This is a genomic window from Paenibacillus sp. FSL W8-0919 (assembly GCF_038003785.1).
GTDB classification, from domain to species: Bacteria; Bacillota; Bacilli; order Paenibacillales; family Paenibacillaceae; genus Paenibacillus_AQ; species Paenibacillus_AQ lactis.
Genome location: NZ_JBBOPV010000001.1, coordinates 5,844,617 through 5,865,431 on the forward strand (window position 1 = coordinate 5,844,617; position 20,815 = coordinate 5,865,431).

General features: G+C 52.7%; 21 protein-coding genes and 1 other annotated feature. Of the genes, 3 read left to right on the forward strand and 18 right to left on the reverse strand.

The window, feature by feature from the left end; all coding sequences use genetic code 11:
* From pyrR to lspA, 6 genes are all read right to left on the reverse strand, one after another.
* Entirely contained in the window at positions 1-561 is a 561-nt protein-coding gene (pyrR, locus tag NST44_RS26575; protein ID WP_007129492.1) for a bifunctional pyr operon transcriptional regulator/uracil phosphoribosyltransferase PyrR, read from the reverse strand.
* A 315-nt stretch (positions 562-876) separates the two neighbouring features.
* A complete protein-coding gene (locus NST44_RS26580) occupies positions 877-2,130 on the reverse strand; it encodes an LL-diaminopimelate aminotransferase (RefSeq protein ID WP_213614216.1) in 1,254 nt (417 codons plus the stop codon).
* Positions 2,131-2,257: 127 nt separating this feature from the next.
* On the reverse strand, positions 2,258-4,222 hold the full coding sequence (abc-f, locus tag NST44_RS26585; protein WP_007129490.1) for a ribosomal protection-like ABC-F family protein: 1,965 nt from the start codon (positions 4,220-4,222) through the stop codon (positions 2,258-2,260).
* A gap of 150 nt (positions 4,223-4,372) precedes the next feature.
* Entirely contained in the window at positions 4,373-4,525 is a 153-nt protein-coding gene (locus NST44_RS26590; protein WP_007129489.1) for an RAxF-45 family protein, read from the reverse strand.
* Between the two features lie 189 nt (positions 4,526-4,714).
* A complete protein-coding gene (locus NST44_RS26595) occupies positions 4,715-5,683 on the reverse strand; it encodes an RluA family pseudouridine synthase (protein WP_007129488.1) in 969 nt (322 codons plus the stop codon).
* On the reverse strand, positions 5,683-6,192 hold the full coding sequence (lspA, locus tag NST44_RS26600; protein ID WP_213614218.1) for a signal peptidase II: 510 nt from the start codon (positions 6,190-6,192) through the stop codon (positions 5,683-5,685). Before lspA ends, NST44_RS26595 begins: the two co-directional genes overlap by 1 nt.
* A gap of 221 nt (positions 6,193-6,413) precedes the next feature.
* On the opposite strand from lspA, the gene NST44_RS26605 reads away from it, so the two are divergent.
* Positions 6,414-7,154: a TraR/DksA C4-type zinc finger protein gene (locus NST44_RS26605; protein ID WP_007129486.1), complete on the forward strand. Its 741-nt coding sequence runs from the start codon at positions 6,414-6,416 to the stop codon at positions 7,152-7,154.
* A 90-nt stretch (positions 7,155-7,244) separates the two neighbouring features.
* Here the strand turns inward: NST44_RS26605 and NST44_RS26610 are convergent, their stop codons facing one another.
* Complete coding sequence (locus NST44_RS26610) at positions 7,245-7,586, reverse strand: DUF5665 domain-containing protein (RefSeq protein ID WP_007129485.1); 342 nt, start codon at positions 7,584-7,586, stop codon at positions 7,245-7,247.
* A gap of 1,080 nt (positions 7,587-8,666) precedes the next feature.
* On the opposite strand from NST44_RS26610, the gene NST44_RS26615 reads away from it, so the two are divergent.
* Both NST44_RS26615 and NST44_RS26620 read left to right on the forward strand, forming a co-directional pair.
* Positions 8,667-8,963 carry a transposase gene (locus NST44_RS26615; RefSeq protein WP_007131733.1) on the forward strand — a complete coding sequence of 99 codons (297 nt, stop codon included), beginning with the start codon at positions 8,667-8,669 and terminating at the stop codon, positions 8,961-8,963.
* A gap of 11 nt (positions 8,964-8,974) precedes the next feature.
* Positions 8,975-9,835 (forward strand): IS3 family transposase, encoded by an 861-nt coding sequence (locus tag NST44_RS26620; RefSeq protein WP_244152709.1) that lies wholly within the window; start codon positions 8,975-8,977, stop codon positions 9,833-9,835.
* A gap of 345 nt (positions 9,836-10,180) precedes the next feature.
* Here NST44_RS26620 and ileS read toward each other — a convergent pair whose 3' ends face one another.
* The 11 genes from ileS to spoIIGA all read right to left on the reverse strand — a co-directional run bounded on the left by ileS (position 10,181) and on the right by spoIIGA (position 20,786).
* Positions 10,181-13,270, reverse strand: coding sequence for an isoleucine--tRNA ligase (gene ileS / locus NST44_RS26625; protein WP_007129484.1), 3,090 nt, complete (start codon positions 13,268-13,270; stop codon positions 10,181-10,183).
* Between the two features lie 65 nt (positions 13,271-13,335).
* Positions 13,336-13,615 (reverse strand) — a binding site (T-box leader).
* A 64-nt stretch (positions 13,616-13,679) separates the two neighbouring features.
* Entirely contained in the window at positions 13,680-14,174 is a 495-nt protein-coding gene (locus tag NST44_RS26630) for a DivIVA domain-containing protein (RefSeq protein ID WP_007129483.1), read from the reverse strand.
* A gap of 172 nt (positions 14,175-14,346) precedes the next feature.
* The gene (locus tag NST44_RS26635) at positions 14,347-15,129 is read right to left on the reverse strand and encodes a YlmH family RNA-binding protein (protein ID WP_007129482.1); all 783 of its coding nucleotides are present in this window, start codon (positions 15,127-15,129) and stop codon (positions 14,347-14,349) included.
* Positions 15,130-15,135: 6 nt separating this feature from the next.
* Positions 15,136-15,411: a YggT family protein gene (locus tag NST44_RS26640; protein ID WP_007129481.1), complete on the reverse strand. Its 276-nt coding sequence runs from the start codon at positions 15,409-15,411 to the stop codon at positions 15,136-15,138.
* Between the two features lie 8 nt (positions 15,412-15,419).
* Positions 15,420-15,866: a cell division protein SepF gene (locus NST44_RS26645; RefSeq protein ID WP_007129480.1), complete on the reverse strand. Its 447-nt coding sequence runs from the start codon at positions 15,864-15,866 to the stop codon at positions 15,420-15,422.
* A gap of 3 nt (positions 15,867-15,869) precedes the next feature.
* A complete protein-coding gene (locus NST44_RS26650; RefSeq protein WP_040738455.1) occupies positions 15,870-16,559 on the reverse strand; it encodes a YggS family pyridoxal phosphate-dependent enzyme in 690 nt (229 codons plus the stop codon).
* 8 nt (positions 16,560-16,567) lie between these two features.
* On the reverse strand, positions 16,568-17,425 hold the full coding sequence (pgeF, locus tag NST44_RS26655; protein ID WP_007129478.1) for a peptidoglycan editing factor PgeF: 858 nt from the start codon (positions 17,423-17,425) through the stop codon (positions 16,568-16,570).
* A 114-nt stretch (positions 17,426-17,539) separates the two neighbouring features.
* On the reverse strand, positions 17,540-17,881 hold the full coding sequence (locus NST44_RS26660; protein ID WP_028406598.1) for a YlmC/YmxH family sporulation protein: 342 nt from the start codon (positions 17,879-17,881) through the stop codon (positions 17,540-17,542).
* Positions 17,882-18,042: 161 nt separating this feature from the next.
* A complete protein-coding gene (gene sigG / locus NST44_RS26665; RefSeq protein ID WP_007129476.1) occupies positions 18,043-18,825 on the reverse strand; it encodes an RNA polymerase sporulation sigma factor SigG in 783 nt (260 codons plus the stop codon).
* A gap of 77 nt (positions 18,826-18,902) precedes the next feature.
* Entirely contained in the window at positions 18,903-19,625 is a 723-nt protein-coding gene (sigE, locus tag NST44_RS26670; protein WP_007129475.1) for an RNA polymerase sporulation sigma factor SigE, read from the reverse strand.
* A gap of 144 nt (positions 19,626-19,769) precedes the next feature.
* Entirely contained in the window at positions 19,770-20,786 is a 1,017-nt protein-coding gene (spoIIGA, locus tag NST44_RS26675; RefSeq protein WP_244869137.1) for a sigma-E processing peptidase SpoIIGA, read from the reverse strand.
* Between the last annotated feature and the right edge of the window lie 29 nt (positions 20,787-20,815).

The window sequence follows — 20,815 nt, forward strand, 5'->3', positions numbered from 1 at the left end:
TTATCGTTCCTCTCTGTGGCTGATGGTCACTTCGTCCTTGCCGTCGATTTCGCTCAGCGACACCGTAATTTCCTCCTGCTTGGAGGTCGGAACATTCTTCCCGATATAATCCGGTCTAATCGGCAGCTCGCGATGACCGCGGTCTGCCAGCACCGCCAGCTGGATCATTCTCGGACGGCCGCAATCCATCAAGGCGTCCATCGCCGCCCGGATCGTCCGTCCGGTGTACAGCACATCGTCAAACAGAATCACTTTCTTGTCGTGAATGTCCAGATGCGCCAAACTTTGCTTGGCCCCTTCGCCTGCGCCGGCAGCCGCTCCTTTGCTGTCACGGTCATCCCGGTAAGAGGTTACGTCGATCTCCCCCCAAGGGATCGGGGTGCCTTCAATGTCGTTCATCCGCTCAGCAATTCGCTGGGCCAGGAAAACGCCGCGCGTACGGATACCGACCAGCACGCAATCCTCAATCCCCTTGTTCTTTTCCAATATTTCATGGGCAATTCTTGTCAGCGCACGGCGGATCGCCGTCTCGTCCATAATGACATGCTGTTCACTGCTCATCCTTGTTTCCTCCTTATTCACTTCTTGGATTAGCCCTTAACCAGTCTGTTGAAATCAACCAGTTTCATACACACAAAAAAACTCCTTGCCCGCTGGGCAAGGAGTTGATCTCACAGAGATAGGCAGGCAGCAGCAACCGTCCGCAGACAGAGCTATGCCTCCACAAAAATGAACCTCGGTTCACGTTACCTTGCCAGCCTCACGGGACTGATTTAAAGGTGCTATTCGATTGATCTCATTATGACAGACCCCATAAGAGTTGTCAACTGCGATCATGTCGAATAAAGTCATGAACCAAACCCAAAATTTTACCAATCAGAATTCAAACTCGACGTCGCTGAGCCTTCTGCGGATTTCAGAGATGACGCGCCGTTCCTCCTCTTCCCCGTTCGCGATAAAGGTTACGGAAAACCGTACGAAATGGCCGGCATCATCCCAAGGTACCGTCGAGATCAGCTTTTCGCGGATCAAGTATTGTGAGAAGTCTTCGCCGGATTCAAAGCGGCGTCCGCCTTTAATGCCTTTAGGGGCTTCAACATATAGGAAGAAGGAGCCCTTCGGCTTCTCGGCCGTAAAGCCAAGCTCGTTCAGCATCTCCACCAGCATATCGTGACGGCGGGAATACTTCTCTGCGATCTTCTCCGTAATTTGCGGATTGTCCAGGCCGTAAGCGGCAGCCTTCTGAATCGCGATGAACTGGCCGGAGTCGTTGTTGTCCTTTACATCGCCGAACGCTTTGACGACAAGCGGGTTACCGGCAACAAAGCCGATGCGCCAGCCGGTCATGTTATAGGATTTGGACAAGGAATGCAGCTCCACACCGACATCCTTCGCCCCGGGCACCGACAAGAAGCTGAGCGGCTTCAGGCCATCAAAGGTCAGCGCAGCATATGGAGCGTCATGCACCACGACAACGCCGTATTTGCGGGCCCACTCAACGACCTCGGCGAAAAATTCGTAGGTTGCGCTTGCCCCCGTCGGATTATTCGGGTAATTCAGATAAAGCAGCTTCGCCCGGCGTGCGATATCTTCCGGAATGGAGCTGAGGTCCGGCAAGAAATCATTCTCCTTCTTCAGCTCCACATTATATACTTCGCCGCCCAAATATTTAGTATGCGTACCGAGCACAGGGTATCCCGGAACGGTCATAATCGTGACGTCGCCGGGATTGATAAAGCATGACGGCAGCATGGCAAGCGCCGGCTTGGAGCCGATGGAATGGAGCACCTCCGTGGCCGGATTGATCCCTTCCACACCGAATACGTTTTTCAAATAGCGGACAGCGGCTTCCTTGAACTCGGCAATTCCGTTATCGGCGTAACCGCGGTTTTCCGGCTTAGCCGCTTCTTCGGCCAGCTTCGCTACGATCCCGGCGTCAGCCATCTCGTCCGGTTCGCCGACGCCCATATCGATCAGCTCCGTATCGGGATGCTCCAGCTTCGCGGCAGCTTTGGCTCTTTTGATCTTCTCGAATTTATAAATGGCTGTGTCTTTACCGTAGTTAGCACCGCCGATTCGATCGGCAAAGTTCTGTTGAATATACGTTTCCTGATATTTATCGATGCTCATCGTTTGTACTCATCTCCTGCTTATACAATCCAATTTTTAATTTAAATATGCCGTAAATGGACTGCTGGAGCCATGTATTTTGTATCAGATGATTTGTACTTTTTCTAATTGGGAAAATGCGTCAGCATCACGAGAGCTCAAGCCATTCTGCCAGCAGACGGTCATGCATCGCCGATAAAGACTCCCGCTCCTTCCAGCGTTCCTCCAATGTTGCGAAGTCCTCCTCGCTCTCCGGATTAGCTTCTCCTTCAATCGCTTCATCCAGACGCTGGATTCGCGTTTCGAGCTCCGCGATTTCCTTCTCCAACCGCTTCATTCGGTCCATAGCAGACGGCTCTATAATTGAATCAGCCGTTGAAGCTTTCTTTCTGCGCCGATCCTCGGCGGACAGCTGCTGCGCCAGCTGCTTCACCGGATCGCTTGCCTCTGTCTTTGAGGTTCCTTCCGCTTTTACCAAAGCAAGCTGCTCCTTCTTGGCACGGAAATCATCGTAGCTCCCTAAGTAGGCAGTCAAACGGCCTTTTTCCAGCTCCCATATCTTCTCGCCGATCCGATTGACGAAATACCGGTCGTGGGAGATGACAAGAATGGTGCCCGTGAATTCCTGCAGAGCATCCTCCAGCGCCTCCCGGGATTCGATATCGAGGTGATTGGTCGGCTCATCCAAGAGCAGCAGATTCGGCTTTCGATGGATCAGCACAGCCAGCCTCAGCCTCGTCCATTCCCCGCCGGATAACTGGCCCACCGCCTTGAAAACCGCCGGACCGTAGAACAGGAAACGGGCCAGCTTGCCGCGTGCCTCCCCTTCACCGATCCCGGCATGCTGCCGGAAGAATTCGAGGACGCTTTCCTGCGGATTCTCCGGCTTCTCTTCCTGGGCAAGATAACCTGCGTCCACGCGGGCGCCCAACTCAACGGAGCCCTGAGCAGGCGTGAGTTTGCCGAGCAGCACCTGGAACAGTGTCGTTTTTCCGCTGCCGTTCGCCCCCATGAGCACGATTTTCTCCCCAAATTCCAACAGCCCCGATACGCCATGCAGTACAGGCTCATCACCATAAGCGTGAACAACCTGCTCAAAGCTCACCACCCGGCGTCCCGTCCGTTCCTCAGGATTCAGGTCAAAATCGGCCGATCTGCGCTGCAGTACCGGCCGTTTGACCGGCTCCATCCGCTCCAGTGCCTTGCGCATCGAGGCAGCCCGCTTGAAGAACTTCTCGTTTCCGCCGATCCGTCCCCACTCTTCCAGCTGCCGAATCGATTCCCTCATCTTCTTGACGATCTTTTGCTGCTCTTGGTACTGCTCAAACTGCTGGAGCAGCCTTGCCTCCTTCGCTTCCATATAAGCCGTATAGCCGCCAGCGGCCGTAAAGGCCTCCCCGTCTTCCAGCTCTATGGTTCGCGTCGCCACGCGGTCCAAAAAGTACCGATCATGCGAGATGACGACACAGGTGCCGGAATAATCACGCAAAAATGATTCAAGCCATTCGGTGCGCCGCAAATCCAGGTGATTGGTCGGCTCGTCAAGCAGGAGCAAATCAGGCTTCACGATAAGCTGGGAAGCCAGCATCACCCGGGTCTTCTCCCCGCCCGATAAGGCACTGAATGGAAGATCATAAATCGACTGGGAAATATCGAGCCCCGATGCGATTCTGTCGATGCTCGCCTCCATCTCATAGCCTCCCCCGCGTTCAAACTGCTCCTGGAGCACCGCATACCGCCGGAGCAGCCGCTCCAGCTCTTGGGCATCCCCGGCAGCCGCCGGATCGCTCATCCGAGACTCCAGCTCGGCCATCGCCGACTTGCATTCCTTCAAAGACCGCAAGCCGTAGGACAGGACATCCCACACCGTCCAATCCTTCGTATCCTTTGGAATCTGCTCCAGGTATCCTACCTTTGCATCCTTCTTGATCGCTAAACGCCCTTCACTCGGCTGCTCGATTCCGGCCAGAAGACGCATCAGGGTTGTCTTCCCGCTGCCGTTTCGTCCGATCAGCGCTAATTTCTCGCCTTCGCGGACTTCAAACGATATATGGTCCAGCACCAGATTGGCGCCATGGTAATAAGTTAACTGTTGTGCATCAATCATATTCATTCTAGGCTTCCTCCTGTACCGGCATGACCTGTAATGATAAAGCCATGCCGAATCCGTATTTTGGAGAAGACCTCGCCCGGAATGCAAAAAGGTCCCGCAGAGCAAGCTCCGCGAGACCTAAGGATACTAAACAGCCCGATTAATCAGGCTTCATCCGTACAGGCAGGCAGGTGACTTCTCGATGGTGAATTCCGTATGCTTAAAAATGGACAGACCTCTCCCGTTGTCGGAAAAAGCATGAACAATGCCAGCCATTGCCATAGGTAGCTGGCTAATACGGTTGTTCACCATCTCGATATTCATCCTGCCTCACCTCCTTCATTCAAGTTATCGACAATATACCATATTGCCAAATGATAGCGCAAGTCTGTGTATGAACGGCTGCCCGAATAGGGTAAAAAGCCTGGACACTGACCCCGGCAGCGTCTGTACTGTCATTGACCTTTTGATCTTTTTTTGGGAGCACCGCAGGAACCAACAAAAAAAGAACCGCTAACGGCTCTTTAAAATCGTCAGCAGTTCTTCCATGTCCTCCGGCATAGGTGCCGAGAACTCCAAATATTGTCCGCTTGCAGGGTGGACGAAGCCGAGCACGGCCGCATGCAGCGCTTGTCCGTTCAGCTTGATTCCCTTGCTCTTGCCATATACCGGATCTCCAACAAGGGGATGGCCGATATATTTCATATGCACCCGGATTTGGTGCGTTCTCCCCGTCTCCAGCTTCAGCTCGAGCAGGCTGTAATCGCCGAATCGCTCAACAACGGTAAAGTGCGTCACCGCATGCTTGCTGTTCCGGTCCGTGACTGTATACATTTTGCGATCCTGCGGATCCCGGCCGATCGGCGCATCGATCGTTCCCTGATCGTGGCTGATGTTGCCATGCACCAGTGCCAGATAGCGCCGGTTCACGCTATGCTCCTTCAGCTGTGCGGCCAGAGACGCGTGCGCCTTATCATTCTTGGCGGCCATGATCAGCCCTGTGGTGTCCTTATCGATCCGATGGACGATCCCCGGACGGAGCTCGCCGTTAATGCCGGATAGATCCTTGCAGTGATGCATCAGTGCGTTCACCAAGGTCCCTGATACATGGCCGGGGGCCGGATGAACCACCATCCCTCTTGGCTTGTTGACCACGATAACGTCACGGTCTTCATATGCAATGTCGAGCGGAATATCCTCCGGAACAATCTCGACGACCGATGGGGCCGGTATGGTCAGCGCAATCCGGTCTCCTTGGCTTACCTTGTAATTGGCTTTCACCGGCGAATCATTGACTAGGACATGCCCATCGGCAATCCACAACTGGACCTGAGATCGCGACACATCTTCAGCCAGTCCATCGGTGATGTATTTATCGATCCGGGTCTTGGCGGACTCGGCGTCGACGATCCATTCCTGAACGTCCTGCTCCTGCTCGTCCGAATCTACCACATGATCTGTACGCTGCCCGTCCTGCAACATTACTCATTCCCTTCCGTGCCAGAAACTTCTCTTGATGTATTGAGCTTATTGAGCTTCTCCCGTCTTCCATCCAGAATGGTATCCAGAATAATCAGGCCAACGCCAATCACGATACAGGAATCGGCAATGTTGAATATCGGGAAGGTGTAGCTGCCGAAATTGAATTGCAGAAAATCGACAACCTCGCCCATCAGCAGACGGTCGATAAAATTCCCCAAGGCACCGCCGAGCACAAGCGCAAGCGCTGTCGGCAGCAATTTGCGGCCTTCCTTCGTCATTTTGCGCAGATACCATACAATACCGGCCACGACAGCTATCGTTGCGACGATAAAAAACCACAGCTGGTCCTGTAGAATACCGAATGCGGCTCCACGGTTCCGGCTGGATGTAATCAAGAAGAAATTGCCGATAACCGGGATCTGCTCATACATTTCCAGCCTCGAGGCGATCAGATATTTAGTGCCCTGATCGATAAGAAACATTACCAATGCAATCAAATAATATACCACTCGTTTATGTCACTCCGATCTTTACATCTGCCGGTTCGTCCCCGAGTCAACAAGCTCCCCGCAGGACCGGACAGTAACTCGTCTTATTGTAGCACAGGGGCTCGGACAACGTCCATTCCTCTCCAATGGGGTGAACATTTTCCGTCAGTAAAACGAACCCACACAGCGCACTATATAGGTAAGAACAAGAAGGTCAACTTCGGACCGGAGAGGAGCCTAACATGTCGCATCTTACTCAGGAACAACTAAGGACCCTGCAGCAGAAACTGATGGAACGGAAGGCTGAGCTCGAATCACGGATGGTACACAACGACCAGCATGGGCTCGGCGAATCGGAGCGGGATAATACGGGCGAGTTATCCCATATCGACAACCATCCCGGAGACTTGGGCACCGAGGTCTACGAAAGGGGGAAGGACCTTGCGCTTCAGGACAGGGTGGATCTTGAGCTGCAGCGCGTCATTTTCGCGCTAGAAGCCATCCATCACGGGCGATACGGTACTTGCGAGACCTGCGGTCAGCCGATTCCGTATGAACGGCTTGAAGTGCTTCCCGATACCAAATATTGCGTTGAGCATACACCGAAAACGGAAATTTCCAGAGACCGCCCGGTTGAAGAAGAGGTGCTGGCTCCCGCCTTCGGCAAGTCCAGCATGGACGAGCATGAGTATGCGGCCTTCGACGGCGAGGACGCCTGGCAGATTGTTGAGAGCTGGGGGAACTCAAACTCGCCGGCTTTAGCGGAAGGGAATAATATTGACAGTTATAACGAAATGGATATTGAGCATGAGGATGATTTGGGCGGTTTTGTTGAAGTGTATGAAAACTTTGTGGCCACCAACATCGACGGGTCGGAAGTGTTCATCGTCCGCAGTCCGCAGTACATCGACTACCTGAATCGGGGCGAAGGAAGCTACCTGCTGGATCCTCATGCGGAGTCCGACGACGATTCGCTTATCTAATTGCTCGTGAGCGGGACCGGCAGCAAGCTTACGGAATACCTCTGGCTGCCGGTCTGTACATACGCCCAAGCCTCCTAATGCCCGGCCGCCTTACCGAAGCTCCAGCTGCCGCTGCACAATGCGCACAATATCCGCTATATAGTCCCCGATAATCGGGAGATTTAGCGCGCCAAGGGCTTGAAGCACATAAATGATCGTAGCGGCGAAAAATGTAAACCCAAGCGCAATTCCCACCCCGCGTGCCGTCCCCGCCAGCAAGTTGGTTCCGATCAGCCGCCATGGCCGATTCAGAAGCTGCGTATAATCCGCGATCCTCGACTTTTCAAGTTGCTGTGCGATATCCGTAAGCATCCGGTGGATGGCGTTCAAGCGCTCCTCCTCGTTCATTTCCGCATGCTCCGCTGGATCCTTCGTATCCTTGCGTTCCGCCATGACACCGCTACCTCCTTATACACTGGACAGCCTCGGCTATTGCGGGCTTAGTCGTTTCCCTTGTTCCCAAAATAGTGCATAACATGCTCGTCGTATTCGTCGCATCCCACAAAAAATACATGGATAGTATACGTCCGCTGCAACCGTATCATTCTTCAAAGATTGCCGGCAGCGAACCAAAACAAGAGGTTACTTCTGGAGGGGAAAACCGCCTTCGTTGTTCGAGCAAGTCCCTTTTAGGCTTCTGGTGCAAAAACTGCCCTCTTTAGACCAAACAAGTCCCTTTTAGGTACGTCTGGTGCGAAAACCGCCCTCTCTGGACCGAGCAAGTCCCTTTTAGGTACTTCTGGTGCGCAAACCGCCCTCTCTGACCGGAACAAGTCCCTTTTAGGTACTTCCGGTGCGGAAACCGCCCTCTCTGACCGGAACAAGTCCCTTTTAGGTACTTCTGGTGCGGAAACCGCCCTCTCTGACCGGAACAAGTCCCTTTTAGGTACTTCTGGTGCGAAAACCGCCCTCTTTGGACCGAGCAAGTCCCTTTTAGGTACTTCTGGTGCGAAAACTGCCCTCTCTGGACCGAGCAAGTCCCTTTTAGGTACTTCTGGTGCGAAAACTGCCCTCTCTGACCGGAACAAGTCCCTTTTAGGTACTTCTGGTGCGGAAACCGCCCTCTCTGACCGGTACAAGTCCCTTTTAGGTACTTCTGGTGCGGAAACCGCCCTCTCTGACCGGAGCAAGTCCCTTTTAGGTACTTCTGGTGCGGAAACCGCCCTCTCTGACCGGAACAAGTCCCTTTTAGGTACTTCTGGTACGGAAACCGCCCTCTCTGACCGGAACAAGTCCCTTTTAGGTACTTCTGGTGCGGAAACCGCCCTCTCTGACCGGAACAAGTCCCTTTTAGGTACTTCTGGTGCGAAAACCGCCCTCTCTGACCGGAACAAGTCCCTTTTAGGTACTTCTGGTGCGAAAACCGCCCTCTCTGACCGGAACAAGTCCCTTTTTGCAGCTAGAATAAAAAGTGGACACCCCTTAGTGATAAAACGATAATGAAACAAAGCAGACGAGAGGGTGTCAAAAAAAATGAGTGGCAATAGACAACATTACAACGAGACATTTAAGCGTGAAACCGTAAAGTACGTGCAAGAACAGTCGAAGACGCTGGAGCAGATCGCCGATGAGTTGAACATTAATCCAGGCACATTACGCAACTGGGTCAAAAAGTATCGAACATTCGAGCACGAGCCTGTCAATCATGGGGAAACCTTACGTCAGCAAACCCAACTTATCGAAGATCAGAAACGCGAAATTGATGATTTGAGAGAAGAAATTGCGATCCTAAAAAAGGCCATGCACATCTTCAGCAAAGAAAAGAACTAAGGTTCCAGTTTATCGAAGATCATCGCTCCGAGTTTCGATTGGAGAAGATGTGCGTTCTCTTTCACGTGTCTCGGAGCGGTTATTACAAATGGCGTACCTCTGAAGCTTCTGAACGGGAAAAACGTAAGGCAACGCTGGCTGAACGTGTGAAATGGCACTTCTATGACTCCGATGAAACCTACGGCAGTCCCCGAATACGAAACGAGCTGGTGAAGGAAGGATGGACGGTATCGGAACGTACGGTGGGCCTCATTATGCGCGAACATGGCCTTCGTTCATGCATGGCCCGTAAGTTCCGAGTGGTTACGACCGATTCCAAGCATGATCTCCCGATTGCCCCTAACGTGTTGGAACAAAATTTCAAAGCCACAAAGCCCAACGAAAAGTGGGTCGCTGACATCACGTACATCCCCTGCCGCCAAGGGAAACTCTACCTTGCGAGCATCCTGGATCTGTACACCAAACAAATCGTCGGTTGGAAGCTAAGCGATCGGATGACCACAGACCTTACCCTCGATGCCCTAAAGATGGCGTATGCTGCTAAGAAGCCTCCGAAGGGATTGATTCACCATTCCGACCGCGGTTCGCAATATGCCGCTAAAGAGTACCGTGAACAGTTGAAGCAATTTAACATGAAGCCCAGTATGAGCCGCAAAGGAAACTGCTACGACAACGCCTGTATTGAAGCGTTTCACAGTATCCTAAAGCGAGAATTCATTTACAGCAAACCTAAGTTTAAAACAAAAGAGGAAGCCGGGCAGAAGCTGTACCGGTACCTTGAATTTTTTTACAACCGAAAACGTTCTAACAGTACGATTGGGTATATGTCCCCGGTGCGTTTTGAGCAGTGCTATTACGAGTGCATAGCTTAGCTTAGAGGTGTCTACTTTCTTGACAGAAGAGCATTTAGGTACTTCTGGTGCGGAAACCGCCCTCCCTGGACCGAGCAAGTCCCTTTTAGGTACTTCTGGTGCGAACAATCGCTCACATTTGCCCAGTTCAGCCAATACAAGTTCTTTTAGGCTCCAATATAAAAAAGACCATGGAGGCCGCTTTGCCGCTCCATGGTCTTGTCGTTCTTATAAAGATTCGCGTTCAGGATTATAAGCTCTTGGCGATACTGCCCTGTCTTATTGATCCGAATTTAAGCAATCATCCCGAATTTCGTAATCATCCGGAATCTCGCAATCATCAGGACTTTCGCCTTCATACCGGATTTAAGCAATGGAAATCCCGATTGTCTTTCCACCGAGCTCAACCCGTTCCATATCGCCCGCTTTGCCGAAATGCAGCTCATTGACGAGCACATTCTCGCGCAGCACTTGTTCGAATGCCGTAATCGCCGCCTTCAGTTCCTCATCCGTATCCAGCGTCAGATTGACACGCTTCTCGATCGCGAGGTCCAGCTTCTTCCGGGTGTCTTGCACGGCCCGCACGACCTCGCGCACCCAGCCTTCCTGCTCAAGCTCAGGCGTAATGTCGGTGTTGAGGGCTACCGTCAATCCATAGCCGGACGCGGAAGCGAAGCCTTCCTTCGCTTTTTTCTCGATCAGCAGCTCTTCCGACGTAATCTGCAGCTCTTCCCCATCCGGCGAAGTGACGTTCACGCCGCCGTTCTGAACGACCGCACGCGTTTCATCGCTGCTCATGCCCTTCAGGAAGCCTTGCAGGAAGCCGACATTTTTACCGTACTTTTTGCCCGCCACCTTCAGGTTCATCTTCAAGGTAAAATCAACAAAGCCGCTGTCGCTCGTTTCCACGATGATTGACTTCACATTGATTTCGTCCCTGATGATCGCCTCATACCCGGCAAGATCAAATTGGCGATCCATCGAGATAATCAGCTCGGAGAGCGGTTGACGTGTCTTAATGCCGGTCTCGTTGCGGACATTGCGGGCAAGCTCGACGATCTGTCTTGCCGTCTCCATGTCCTGCTCGAGCGACTTGTCGATCAACGCTTCGTCCGCTTCAGGGAAGTCGGCCAAATGCACACTCTCTCCGCCGCCAAGGTTTACGAAAATATCCTCTGACAGCATCGGCGTAAACGGAGCCATCAGTTTGGCAACCGTCAGCAGCACATGGGTCAGCGTTCCGTAGGCGGCCAGCTTATCTTCACCGAGGCCGCTGCCCCAGAAGCGGTCCCGCGAACGACGGATATACCAGTTGCTCAGCTCATCGACAAACGCTTCGATCGCTTTCGCCGCATTCAAGAAGTCGTTCACCGACAGCCCTTTGTCCACGACTTGAATCAAGCTGTTCAGGCGGGACAGAATCCAGCGGTCGAGCTTGTTGTCCGAGCCCTTGAATGGATGCTCCGCCGGATTGTAGCCATCGATTCCGGCATACAACGTCAGGAAGGCATGGGTGTTCACAAGGGTATCGATGACCTTCGACTTGGCTTCCCCTACGATGCCCTTGGAGAAGCGTTTGCTGTTCCATGGCGCACTGTCGGCAAGCAGTGCCCAGCGGAACGCGTCGGTGCCGTATTCCTCGATGATTTCCCAAGGATCGATGACGTTTCCTTTGGATTTGGACATTTTTTGCCCGTTCTCGTCCAGGATATGCCCCGTAGCCATAACCGCCTTATATGGCGCCTTGCCCGTAAACAGCGTCGATACCGCGAGCAAGCTGTAGAACCAGCCCCGTGTCTGGTCAATCCCTTCGCAGATCATATCGGCAGGGAACTGCTGCGCGAATTTCTCATTATCCTCGAACGGATAATGGTACTGCGCGAACGGCATCGATCCACTGTCAAACCAGACGTCGATCACTTCGGAGGTCCGTTCCATGACGCCGCCGTCGCAATGCGGGCATTTCACCTTGACTTCATCCACGTACGGCTTATGCAGCTCCAGATCCTCGGAGACCTCGCCTACCGCTTGGGCACGAAGCTCCGCGATGCTGTGCGGCGCAAATTGTCCGTCGCATGTTCCGCACACCCACACGTTCAGCGGCGTTCCCCAATACCGGTTCCGGCTGATATTCCAATCCACCAGATCCTCAAGGAACTTGCCAAAGCGGCCTTCGCGCACATGGCCAGGATACCAGGTCACCTCGTTGTTGTTCGCGATGAGCTGATCCTTGACCGCGGTCGTTTCGATAAACCAGCTTTCCATTGCATAGTAGAGCAGCGGCGATTTGCAGCGCCAGCAGAACGGATAGCTGTGCTCGTACTTCTCTTTGCTGTACAGCAGCCCCTTCTCCGAAAGGGTCTTCACGATGTCCAGATCGCAATCCTTCACGAAGCGTCCGGCAAAATCCGTGACCTCGTCCGTATACCGTCCCTGACCGTTTACGACGCTTACGAAGCTGATGCCGTTCTCACGGCATACGCGGTAGTCGTCTTCCCCGTGGGCCGGAGCCATGTGCACGATCCCCGTACCGCTTGCATCCGTAACAAACGATGCTCCGACAACGATATTCGCCTTTTCGGCCTTCACATAGGTGAAAGGAGGTGTATAAGATTGGCCGACCAGCTCGGAGCCTTGGAGCGTAGACAGGACGGTGTACTCGCCCTTCATGACGTCTTCCACCAGGTTTTTCGCCACGATGTAGATGCCGTCCTCCTGCTGGACACGTGCATATTCCATATTCGGGTTCACCGCAAGCGCGACGTGGGATGGCAGGGTCCATGGCGTCGTCGTCCATGCAAGGATGTACTCACCGCTGTCATGCAGCTTGAACTTCGCCGTTGCACTCAAATCCTTCACATCTTCATAGCCCTGGGCCACTTCGTGGGAGCTCAGCGTCGTCTGGCAGCAAGGGCAGTACGGGCTCACGCGGTGGCCGCGGTACAGCAGCCCCTTGTCATGAATCGTCGCCAAAATATTCCATACGCTCTCGATATAGTTGTTCTCCAGCGTAATGTAAGGGTGGTCCAGATCGGTCCAGTAGGCAATCGCTTCAGTCAGCTCGCGCCACTTATGCTCATATTCGAACACGCTGGCTTTACATTTCTTGATGAACGCCTCTACGCCGTAATTCTCGATCTCCTGCTTGCCGGAAATGCCAAGCTGCTTCTCAACGCCCAATTCAACCGGAAGCCCGTGCGTATCCCAGCCCGCTTTGCGGACAACATGGAAGCCCTTCATCGTTTGGTATCGGCCTACGAAATCCTTGATTACCCGGCCTAACACATGGCCGATATGCGGTGCACCGTTAGCTGTCGGCGGCCCTTCATAGAAAACATAGTTCGGCTTGCCCGCCCGGCGCTCGATCGACTTCTTGAACGTGTTCTCCTTATTCCATTTGTCGAGGATGCGAAGCTCTCTGGCCCGCGCCTTCTCTTTCACGTCTACTCTGTTCATTGCAGATCTTCCTTTCACTAATGTGAGTAAAGTTCCTCAAGGGAATAAAAAAAGGCCCTCATCCCGAAAGGGACGAGAACCTGTTCTCGCGCTACCACCCTAATTCCGCCCGCAAACCCAGCCGTGAACGACTGTCCCGGGCGACACCTCAATGTCCATGCCTATAACTACCGGCATGGTCCGATATAACGTTCGGCGGACGGCTCAGCTTACGCACGTTACGATCACGCTTCAGCTTCGCTTCTCCGGGATGATCTTCAGCCCAGGACTGACCGCCGACTCTCAGCAAATGCCGGCTCTCTGAAGGACAATTCCTCTGCCTACTGTTCCCATCAACAAATTTTCATCATAATCAAGAATATGATATTAGTTATAGACGACTTCAGGGGAAAAGTCAAGGCCGCCCCGCCTAGTACACCTCTTTAGGCTCCAGGCTCGGTTCGCGGCTTTCTAAGGTCTCCCATCCGTCCTGCTTCAGCAGCTCCAGCTGAGCCTCCACAAGAGAACGGAACCGGGTGCGGTAGATCGACGCCTGCTTCTTGAGCTCTTCTACTTCCAACGCAATTTTACGGGATTTTCCGAGCGCCTCGTTAATGATCCGGTCCGCGTTCTTCTCCGCTTCCTTCACGATAAGCTGCGCTTCCTTCTTCGCATTATTCTTTACCTCATCGGCAGCCTCTTGGGCTACGATGATTGTCTTGGACAAGGTTTCTTCGATGTTGGCGAAATGATCCAGCTTCTCCTGCATCGCCATCAGCTGATTTCCGAGCTCTTTATTCTCCCGAATGACGCTCTCGTAATCTTTAATGACCTGGTCCAAAAACTCGTTGACCTCGTCCTCATCATAACCGCGAATTCGACGGGCAAATTCTTTGTTATGTATATCAAGCGGTGTCAATGGCATGGTGTGCACCTCCTAAATATATGGGCCTCACAAGACGGTTTATCCGCTGTATAAGCCAGACCACCCGTCCATGAGGACAATAGCGGTCATTCTGATTTATCGGCAATTCATTCCGCATTTTGAATGTACGTCCTAAATGATTTCGACAAAAAAACGGCAATTCCTTCAAAGGTCAGACATATTTACCAACCTTGACACGGTACCGCCCTTTCTTCGTCAGGCCGCCGATCTCCAGTACGGCAAATCTGCCCATTCCCTGTATGGAGACGACATCGCCTTCTTTTAAATTGGTTGACGGATCCTCTTCTACCTTCCAGTTCACCCGGCACCGTCCGGCTTTGATCGGAACGACGATCTTCGTCCGGCTGATCCGGTGTGCATCGCTGGCAATGCCGTCGAGTCTAAGCGAGGATACCGTAATGTCCATCGTTTCAAGCTTCGTCTCGGCTGCCTGCAGCTTGTCCATCGGCAGAAGCTCAGTCATCACATGCACCCTGTGCACCTGGCTCAGGTTCAAGTTCAGGAAAGAGCCGATCTCCTCCGATACGACGGCATGGCATCCGCTTTCGATGACATGAATATCTCCAATTTTCGAACGCTTGATGCCGAGGCCGAGAATCGAGCCCATATAATCCCCGTGCTCGAGCTCCAGGAGCTTCTGATCTCCCGACGTGATGCTGAGCACCTTGATTTTGAAGTCTTCGCCGTCCAGCTCGCGGTAATCGGGCGCAATGATTGCGCGTACCCGCTCGGCATCCGCATAGCCGCCCTCAAAAGCGGCATGGACGTCAGGGTGCCGGTTCACAAGCGTCTCCAGAATGAAGCGTTGGCGAGGGTCGAGAAAGTCCGTCAGCTTCACCTCGTGATACTGTCCTGCGTTGGCGACCCATTCCCAGGCCCGGTCGACGAACTCGCGCTCGTCTTGGTGAAAATGCTCATAGATGCCCGGTTTCATCGTTCGTCACCTGCTAAGAAAGAATTCCAGAATAGCATAAACTCCCCGCTCGGCTAGCTGCAGGACGAATAATGCAATGATCGGGGAGATGTCGATCATGCCCATGATCGGCGGAATAAACCGGCGAAACGGGGACAGATACGGCTCCACGAGCTTGCCCAGGAGCTCCCCGACAAAGCTCTCCCTCACATTCGGAAGCCATGACATTAACACATAGATCAAAATCATATAAAAATAGATTTGGAACAGCGTACGTACAATTTGGAAAATTTCCACTGACAAAGTCTAGGTCACCTCATTCTCGTATAGTCATGCTCGTCTGCCAATATCTCCGAGATGGAGCCCTGGATTTCAACCGTATCCGGGGTGCACAGAAAAATATTGCCGCCTACCTTCGATATGCCTCCGCTCAGCGCGTACACCGTCCCGCTAAGAAAATCAATGATGCGCAGCGCTTGATCGTTGCGGACGCGCTGCAGGTTCACGACGACGGTCCGGAAGGATCGGAGATGGTCTGCAATCTCCTGTGCTTCATCATATGAACGAGGCTCGACTAATACTACCTTAACATTCTTCTGGGAATGGATGCTGACGATATTGCCGCCCTTTTGGCTTTTGCGCTGCTCGAACGGCGTCGGCTCCACCGGCTCGTCCTGTGCGGCAAGCACTTCACGCTCCACAACCTCTTCCTCATCCTGCAATCCCAAGAAATTCATAAACCGGTTCATCACGCCCATCCCTCACTCCTCCTCTTTCCCTACTAAAATCGAGCCGAGACGCACCCAGGTCGCCCCTTCCTCAACAGCCACTTCAAAATCGTTTGACATGCCCATAGACAATTCCGTCAACGGCTCCTTCGTCAGCGCCTGCCGATTCAGCTCATCTCTTAGTTGTCTTAAGCCGCGGAATACGGGACGCGTATGCTCCGCCAATGATTCATAGGGAGCCATTGTCATCAATCCGATGACCTTTACATGGGACAAATCCGCGATCCCCTTCAAGAAATCTGCCGCTTGCTCGGGAGGAAGGCCGTATTTCGATTCCTCGCCCGAGATATTCACCTGCATGAACGCAGATACCTGAAGATCCAGGGCTGCAGCCCTCTTGTTAAGCTCCTTCGCCAGCGATAAGCGGTCCAGTGAATGAATATATTGAAATTTATCGATCACGTCTTTGACCTTGTTCGTCTGGAGATGGCCGATAAAATGCCATGTACCGCGGTCTCCAAGGGCCTGCCATTTGTGCTGGGCATCCTGCCAGCGGTTCTCGCCGATATGCCGGAGCCCCTGATCCAGTACCGAAGCTGTCGTATCCAAGGAGACATACTTCGTTACGGCGATGACATTGACCTCACTCCGGTCCCGGCCGCTGCGCGCGCATGCCTCCGTGATTCGCTGTTCTACCTGATCGATACGTTCCTTCAAACTCAAGGGACGACTCACCTCTTTCTCATCCCGATCCAGCTTGCCATACGACCTGTCGTTCCCCCGTCCTTGCGATACGAGAAGAACAAGTCGTTATTACAGCTTGTACACCATGTTGTACATTCGATATGTTCCGCCAATATTCCTGCCTTAATCATAATGCGTCTGTTTATTTCTTTCAAGTTCAGCATGTATTTCCCGTTTCCCTTGTCGATATACATGGCAGATTGCGGGTTCTCCTCGGAATCCTGCGGCGACAGGAGCAGCTGTCTTACGCGCTCCATGACGCGATCATCGACCTCATAACAGCAGGCTCCAATCGAGGGGCCGATCGCAGCCCGAATCTGGCTCGGATCGCTGCCATATTCGCTTGTCATCGCGCTGACCATGTTCCCGGCAATGCCGGCGACCGTACCCTTCCAACCGGCATGGGCAAGACCGACCGCCTCCGTTGCCGGGTCCCAGAAATACAGCGGTACGCAATCCGCGTAAAAGGATGTCAATAGAATGCCCGGCACGTTCGTGACCAGTCCATCCGTATCCTGAAAGGCGGAATCACGGTCGAGGCTGCCTCTTCCCCGATCCCCTGCCCGCACAATCGCGACATCCCCGCTGTGGACCTGCTCGCCGCACGTCCAGTCTTCCAGGGAGAAGCCAAGCGCTCCGGCTATCCGCCTCCGGTTCTCAATGACATGTTCGGGAACGTCCCCTACATGAAATGCCAAATTCAGGCTGTCATAGGGCTTCGCGCTGACCCCGCCATGCCGCCCGGTAAACCCCGCGGCGAGCCTACCATCCGGCGCACCGCGCTCCCAGCTTTCCAGCACAAACCGTCCGCATTCCTGCTGATGTTGTTTTACGAAAGGTTCCATCGAATCACTCACCTCTATCCCAGTGTAACAGAAAACGCAGCCCGGAGACACCGCTATCCGTTGCTGCATTTGCAAATCGCTGGATAGGATAATCCATTATCCTTTCTGACATGTTCAAAAATTTCTTCTGTCATGCCCGTTCGGCCGGTCCAAATATTCCACCGCGCCCTCTTCCTCCGGCACGCGTCTAAGCTCCTCCATTTTAACCAGGACAACGTCCGACCCGATCTTTACGATATTGCGCCAAGGAATGATCAGATCGCTTCCGCCCCCGAACAACCCCATAAACTTTCCGTAGCTGGGCACCACGATCGCCTCGATCCGTCCTTGACGCAGGTCAAGCTCCAGATCGCTGATCTGGCCGAGCCGCTTCCCGTCGATAATATTAATAACATCCTTCGTTTGAAAATCGGATATTTTCATCTTTTTCCCCACCATCTGATTATCTGGTATCATCCGCATCACACCTTAGATGTATTTAATCGGAGCTCAATCAAAGCCTTCTGGAATCCCTTGGTATACTATATGAGCAAAACGCGTAAAATAGCTTATTTTCATTAAAAAAACGATCCCGTAAATGGGGATCGTTATGTTTTGGGTTTGATAGCGGTACAACTTTAAGTTTTTACATGCTTCTGCATCTGTTTGATCGCTGACTTCTCCAGTCTGGACACCTGCGCCTGCGAGATGCCGATTTCGTCGGCGACCTCCATCTGGGTTTTCCCTTCGTAGAAACGCATGGACAAAATCATTTTCTCGCGCTGTCCGAGCTTATGCATCGCTTCCCGGAGCGCGATTTCCTCGATCCAGGAAATATCCTTGTTCTTGTCGTCGCTAATCTGGTCCATCACATAAATCGGGTCGCCGCCGTCATGGTAGATCGGCTCGAACAAGGAGACAGGATCTTGAATGGCATCAAGTGCAAATACAACATCTTCCTTGGGCACGTTCAGCGCTTCGGAAATTTCAAAAATGGTCGGTTCGCGCGAATTCGCATTCGTCAGCTGGTCTCTGACCTGCAGCGCCTTGTAGGCGATATCACGCAGGGAGCGCGAGACGCGAATCGGATTGTTATCCCTTAAGTAACGGCGTATTTCTCCGATAATCATCGGTACGGCATACGTGGAAAATTTTACGTTTTGCGACAAATCGAAATTGTCGATGGCTTTCATCAGACCGATGCAGCCGACCTGAAACAGATCGTCAACAAATTCCCCCCGATTGTTAAAACGCTGGATGACGCTGAGGACCAGCCTCAAATTTCCATTCACCAATTTTTCTCGAGCTGACCGTTCGTTGTTCTGCTGCAGATCATGGAACAGCTCCCTCATTTCCACATTCGTCAAAACCGGCAGCTTCGACGTATCCACACCACAAATTTCAACTTTGTTTCGCGTCATGATGACTAACCTCCCAAGGAGAAACATTACTGTACATTATCTCCGAGGGGGGTTATTTTATTCCTTGCCTTTTCCAGTTACACCATCTTGTTGAATTCCTTCCGGAGCCGCTTTATAATTCTCTTCTCCAATCGGGAAATGTAGGATTGCGAGATGCCAAGCAGGTCGGCAACGTCCTTTTGCGTCTTTTCCTCCCCGTCCTGGAGGCCAAATCGAAGCTCCATAATCATCCGCTCCCGGTCGCTCAGCTTATCCAGCGCCTTTTGCAGCAGCTTTCGGTCAACCTGCTCCTCGATGTTGCGGTAGATGGTATCATTCTCGGTGCCGAGCACGTCGGAGAGCAGCAGCTCATTGCCGTCCCAGTCAATATTGAGCGGCTCGTCAAAGGAAACCTCGCTCCGCGTTTTATTGTTGCGCCTCAAATACATCAAAATCTCGTTTTCGATGCAGCGGGAGGCGTAAGTGGCCAGCTTGATTTTTTTCTCGGGATCGAATGTATTGACCGCTTTAATCAATCCGATGGCGCCGATCGACACCAAATCCTCGATATTGATGCCCGTGTTCTCGAATTTGCGGGCAATATACACGACAAGACGAAGATTGCGTTCGATCAGCATGGCCCGGGTTGCCGCATCACCTGACGGCAGCTTTTTCAGCAGGTATTCTTCTTCCTCTTTCGTAAGCGGAGGCGGAAGGGCCTCGCTTCCTCCGATATAGTAGATTTCCTGACTTTTCAAGCCTAGCAAAAACAATACGCGATAATATTGAAGCTGCAGCGCTAATCTCCATTTTACGGGCATCTCTTATCCTCCTAAAAGTTTTCCTGATGGGAAACGAACGTTTGATACTATGCCTGCGGGCTTTCCCGAAGGGAAAACGGACATGAATCATAGGTTTCATAGAAAGCGGTATACACCCAAGTTTTCAAAGACTCCTTCATAAGCTCATCCTGCCGGCTTGGCTTGCTCCGGTCCTGCACCATGGGTGCTCCCTACCGCTGCTGCCGCATCTGCTGCGGCATTCGAAGAAGTATTCGGAGTTCCCTCACCTTCCGTTAGCGCCGGGTGGATAATCGCCCGATAGACTCTGTCCCCGGACAGGGTGCCTCCGTCTAGACCGATCAGTACTTTGGTAGTCGTATATTCGATGCCGCCGAGCTCAATTCGGACTGCATCCGGTTTCAAGGCGAGCATGAAGGCTGCTCCGCGGTTCACGCCGCGATAAGGAACGAGCCGCAGGCGATCCTGCCATTCAAATTCCTCCATCCCCAGATCCATAATCAGCCGGTCAGGCTCTCCTTCTACCAGCCGCTCGCTCCATCCCTCCGGCAGGAACGATTCCCAGAGCGAGGCCTCCATGACCATTACGGGTGTACGAGTCAAAGGATCGCTGAGCTGATTGCCGGTATCCAGTAGGCCTCTGCAGCTTATTTTCACGCTTCCGATCCAAACCGTTACCTCTCCCAGGAGCGTTTCCCTGCTCTCCATTTTGCGTTTCGTGGTCTGAACGGCCTTAAACCCGAATACAACTACAAAAAAGGTAATACACGCAGCCCAAAACCCCACTTTCAGCTCGAACGATAATCCCCCGGTTGCCGTATACCATATCCCGCTAAACAGCTCCCCCGAATTCTGAACCAAATAATGAACGCCGATAATTCCCCCGGCCGCAGCGAAATTGACCATGTAAAAGGCGCCTAAATGGTGAATATAGCTTTGCAGGCTGGTAAAGCCGAATGCGATCCACAGCATCAGCAGGGACAGTCCAAATTTGATCAGAAAGGTGTACAGAAAGGAAAGCTCCGGGACAAACATCATGACGACATAGAGAGCCCCTGCCGCGGATGACAAGGCAAGCCTCCACCACTTGAGCTTGGTCCTTCGCATCCAGGCCGTCAGCGCCAGCAGGACCCCGTCAATCAGCAGGTTCACGATAAAAATCAGATCGATATAAACAACCAGGATCTTCACCCGCCTAGTCTGAATTCCTT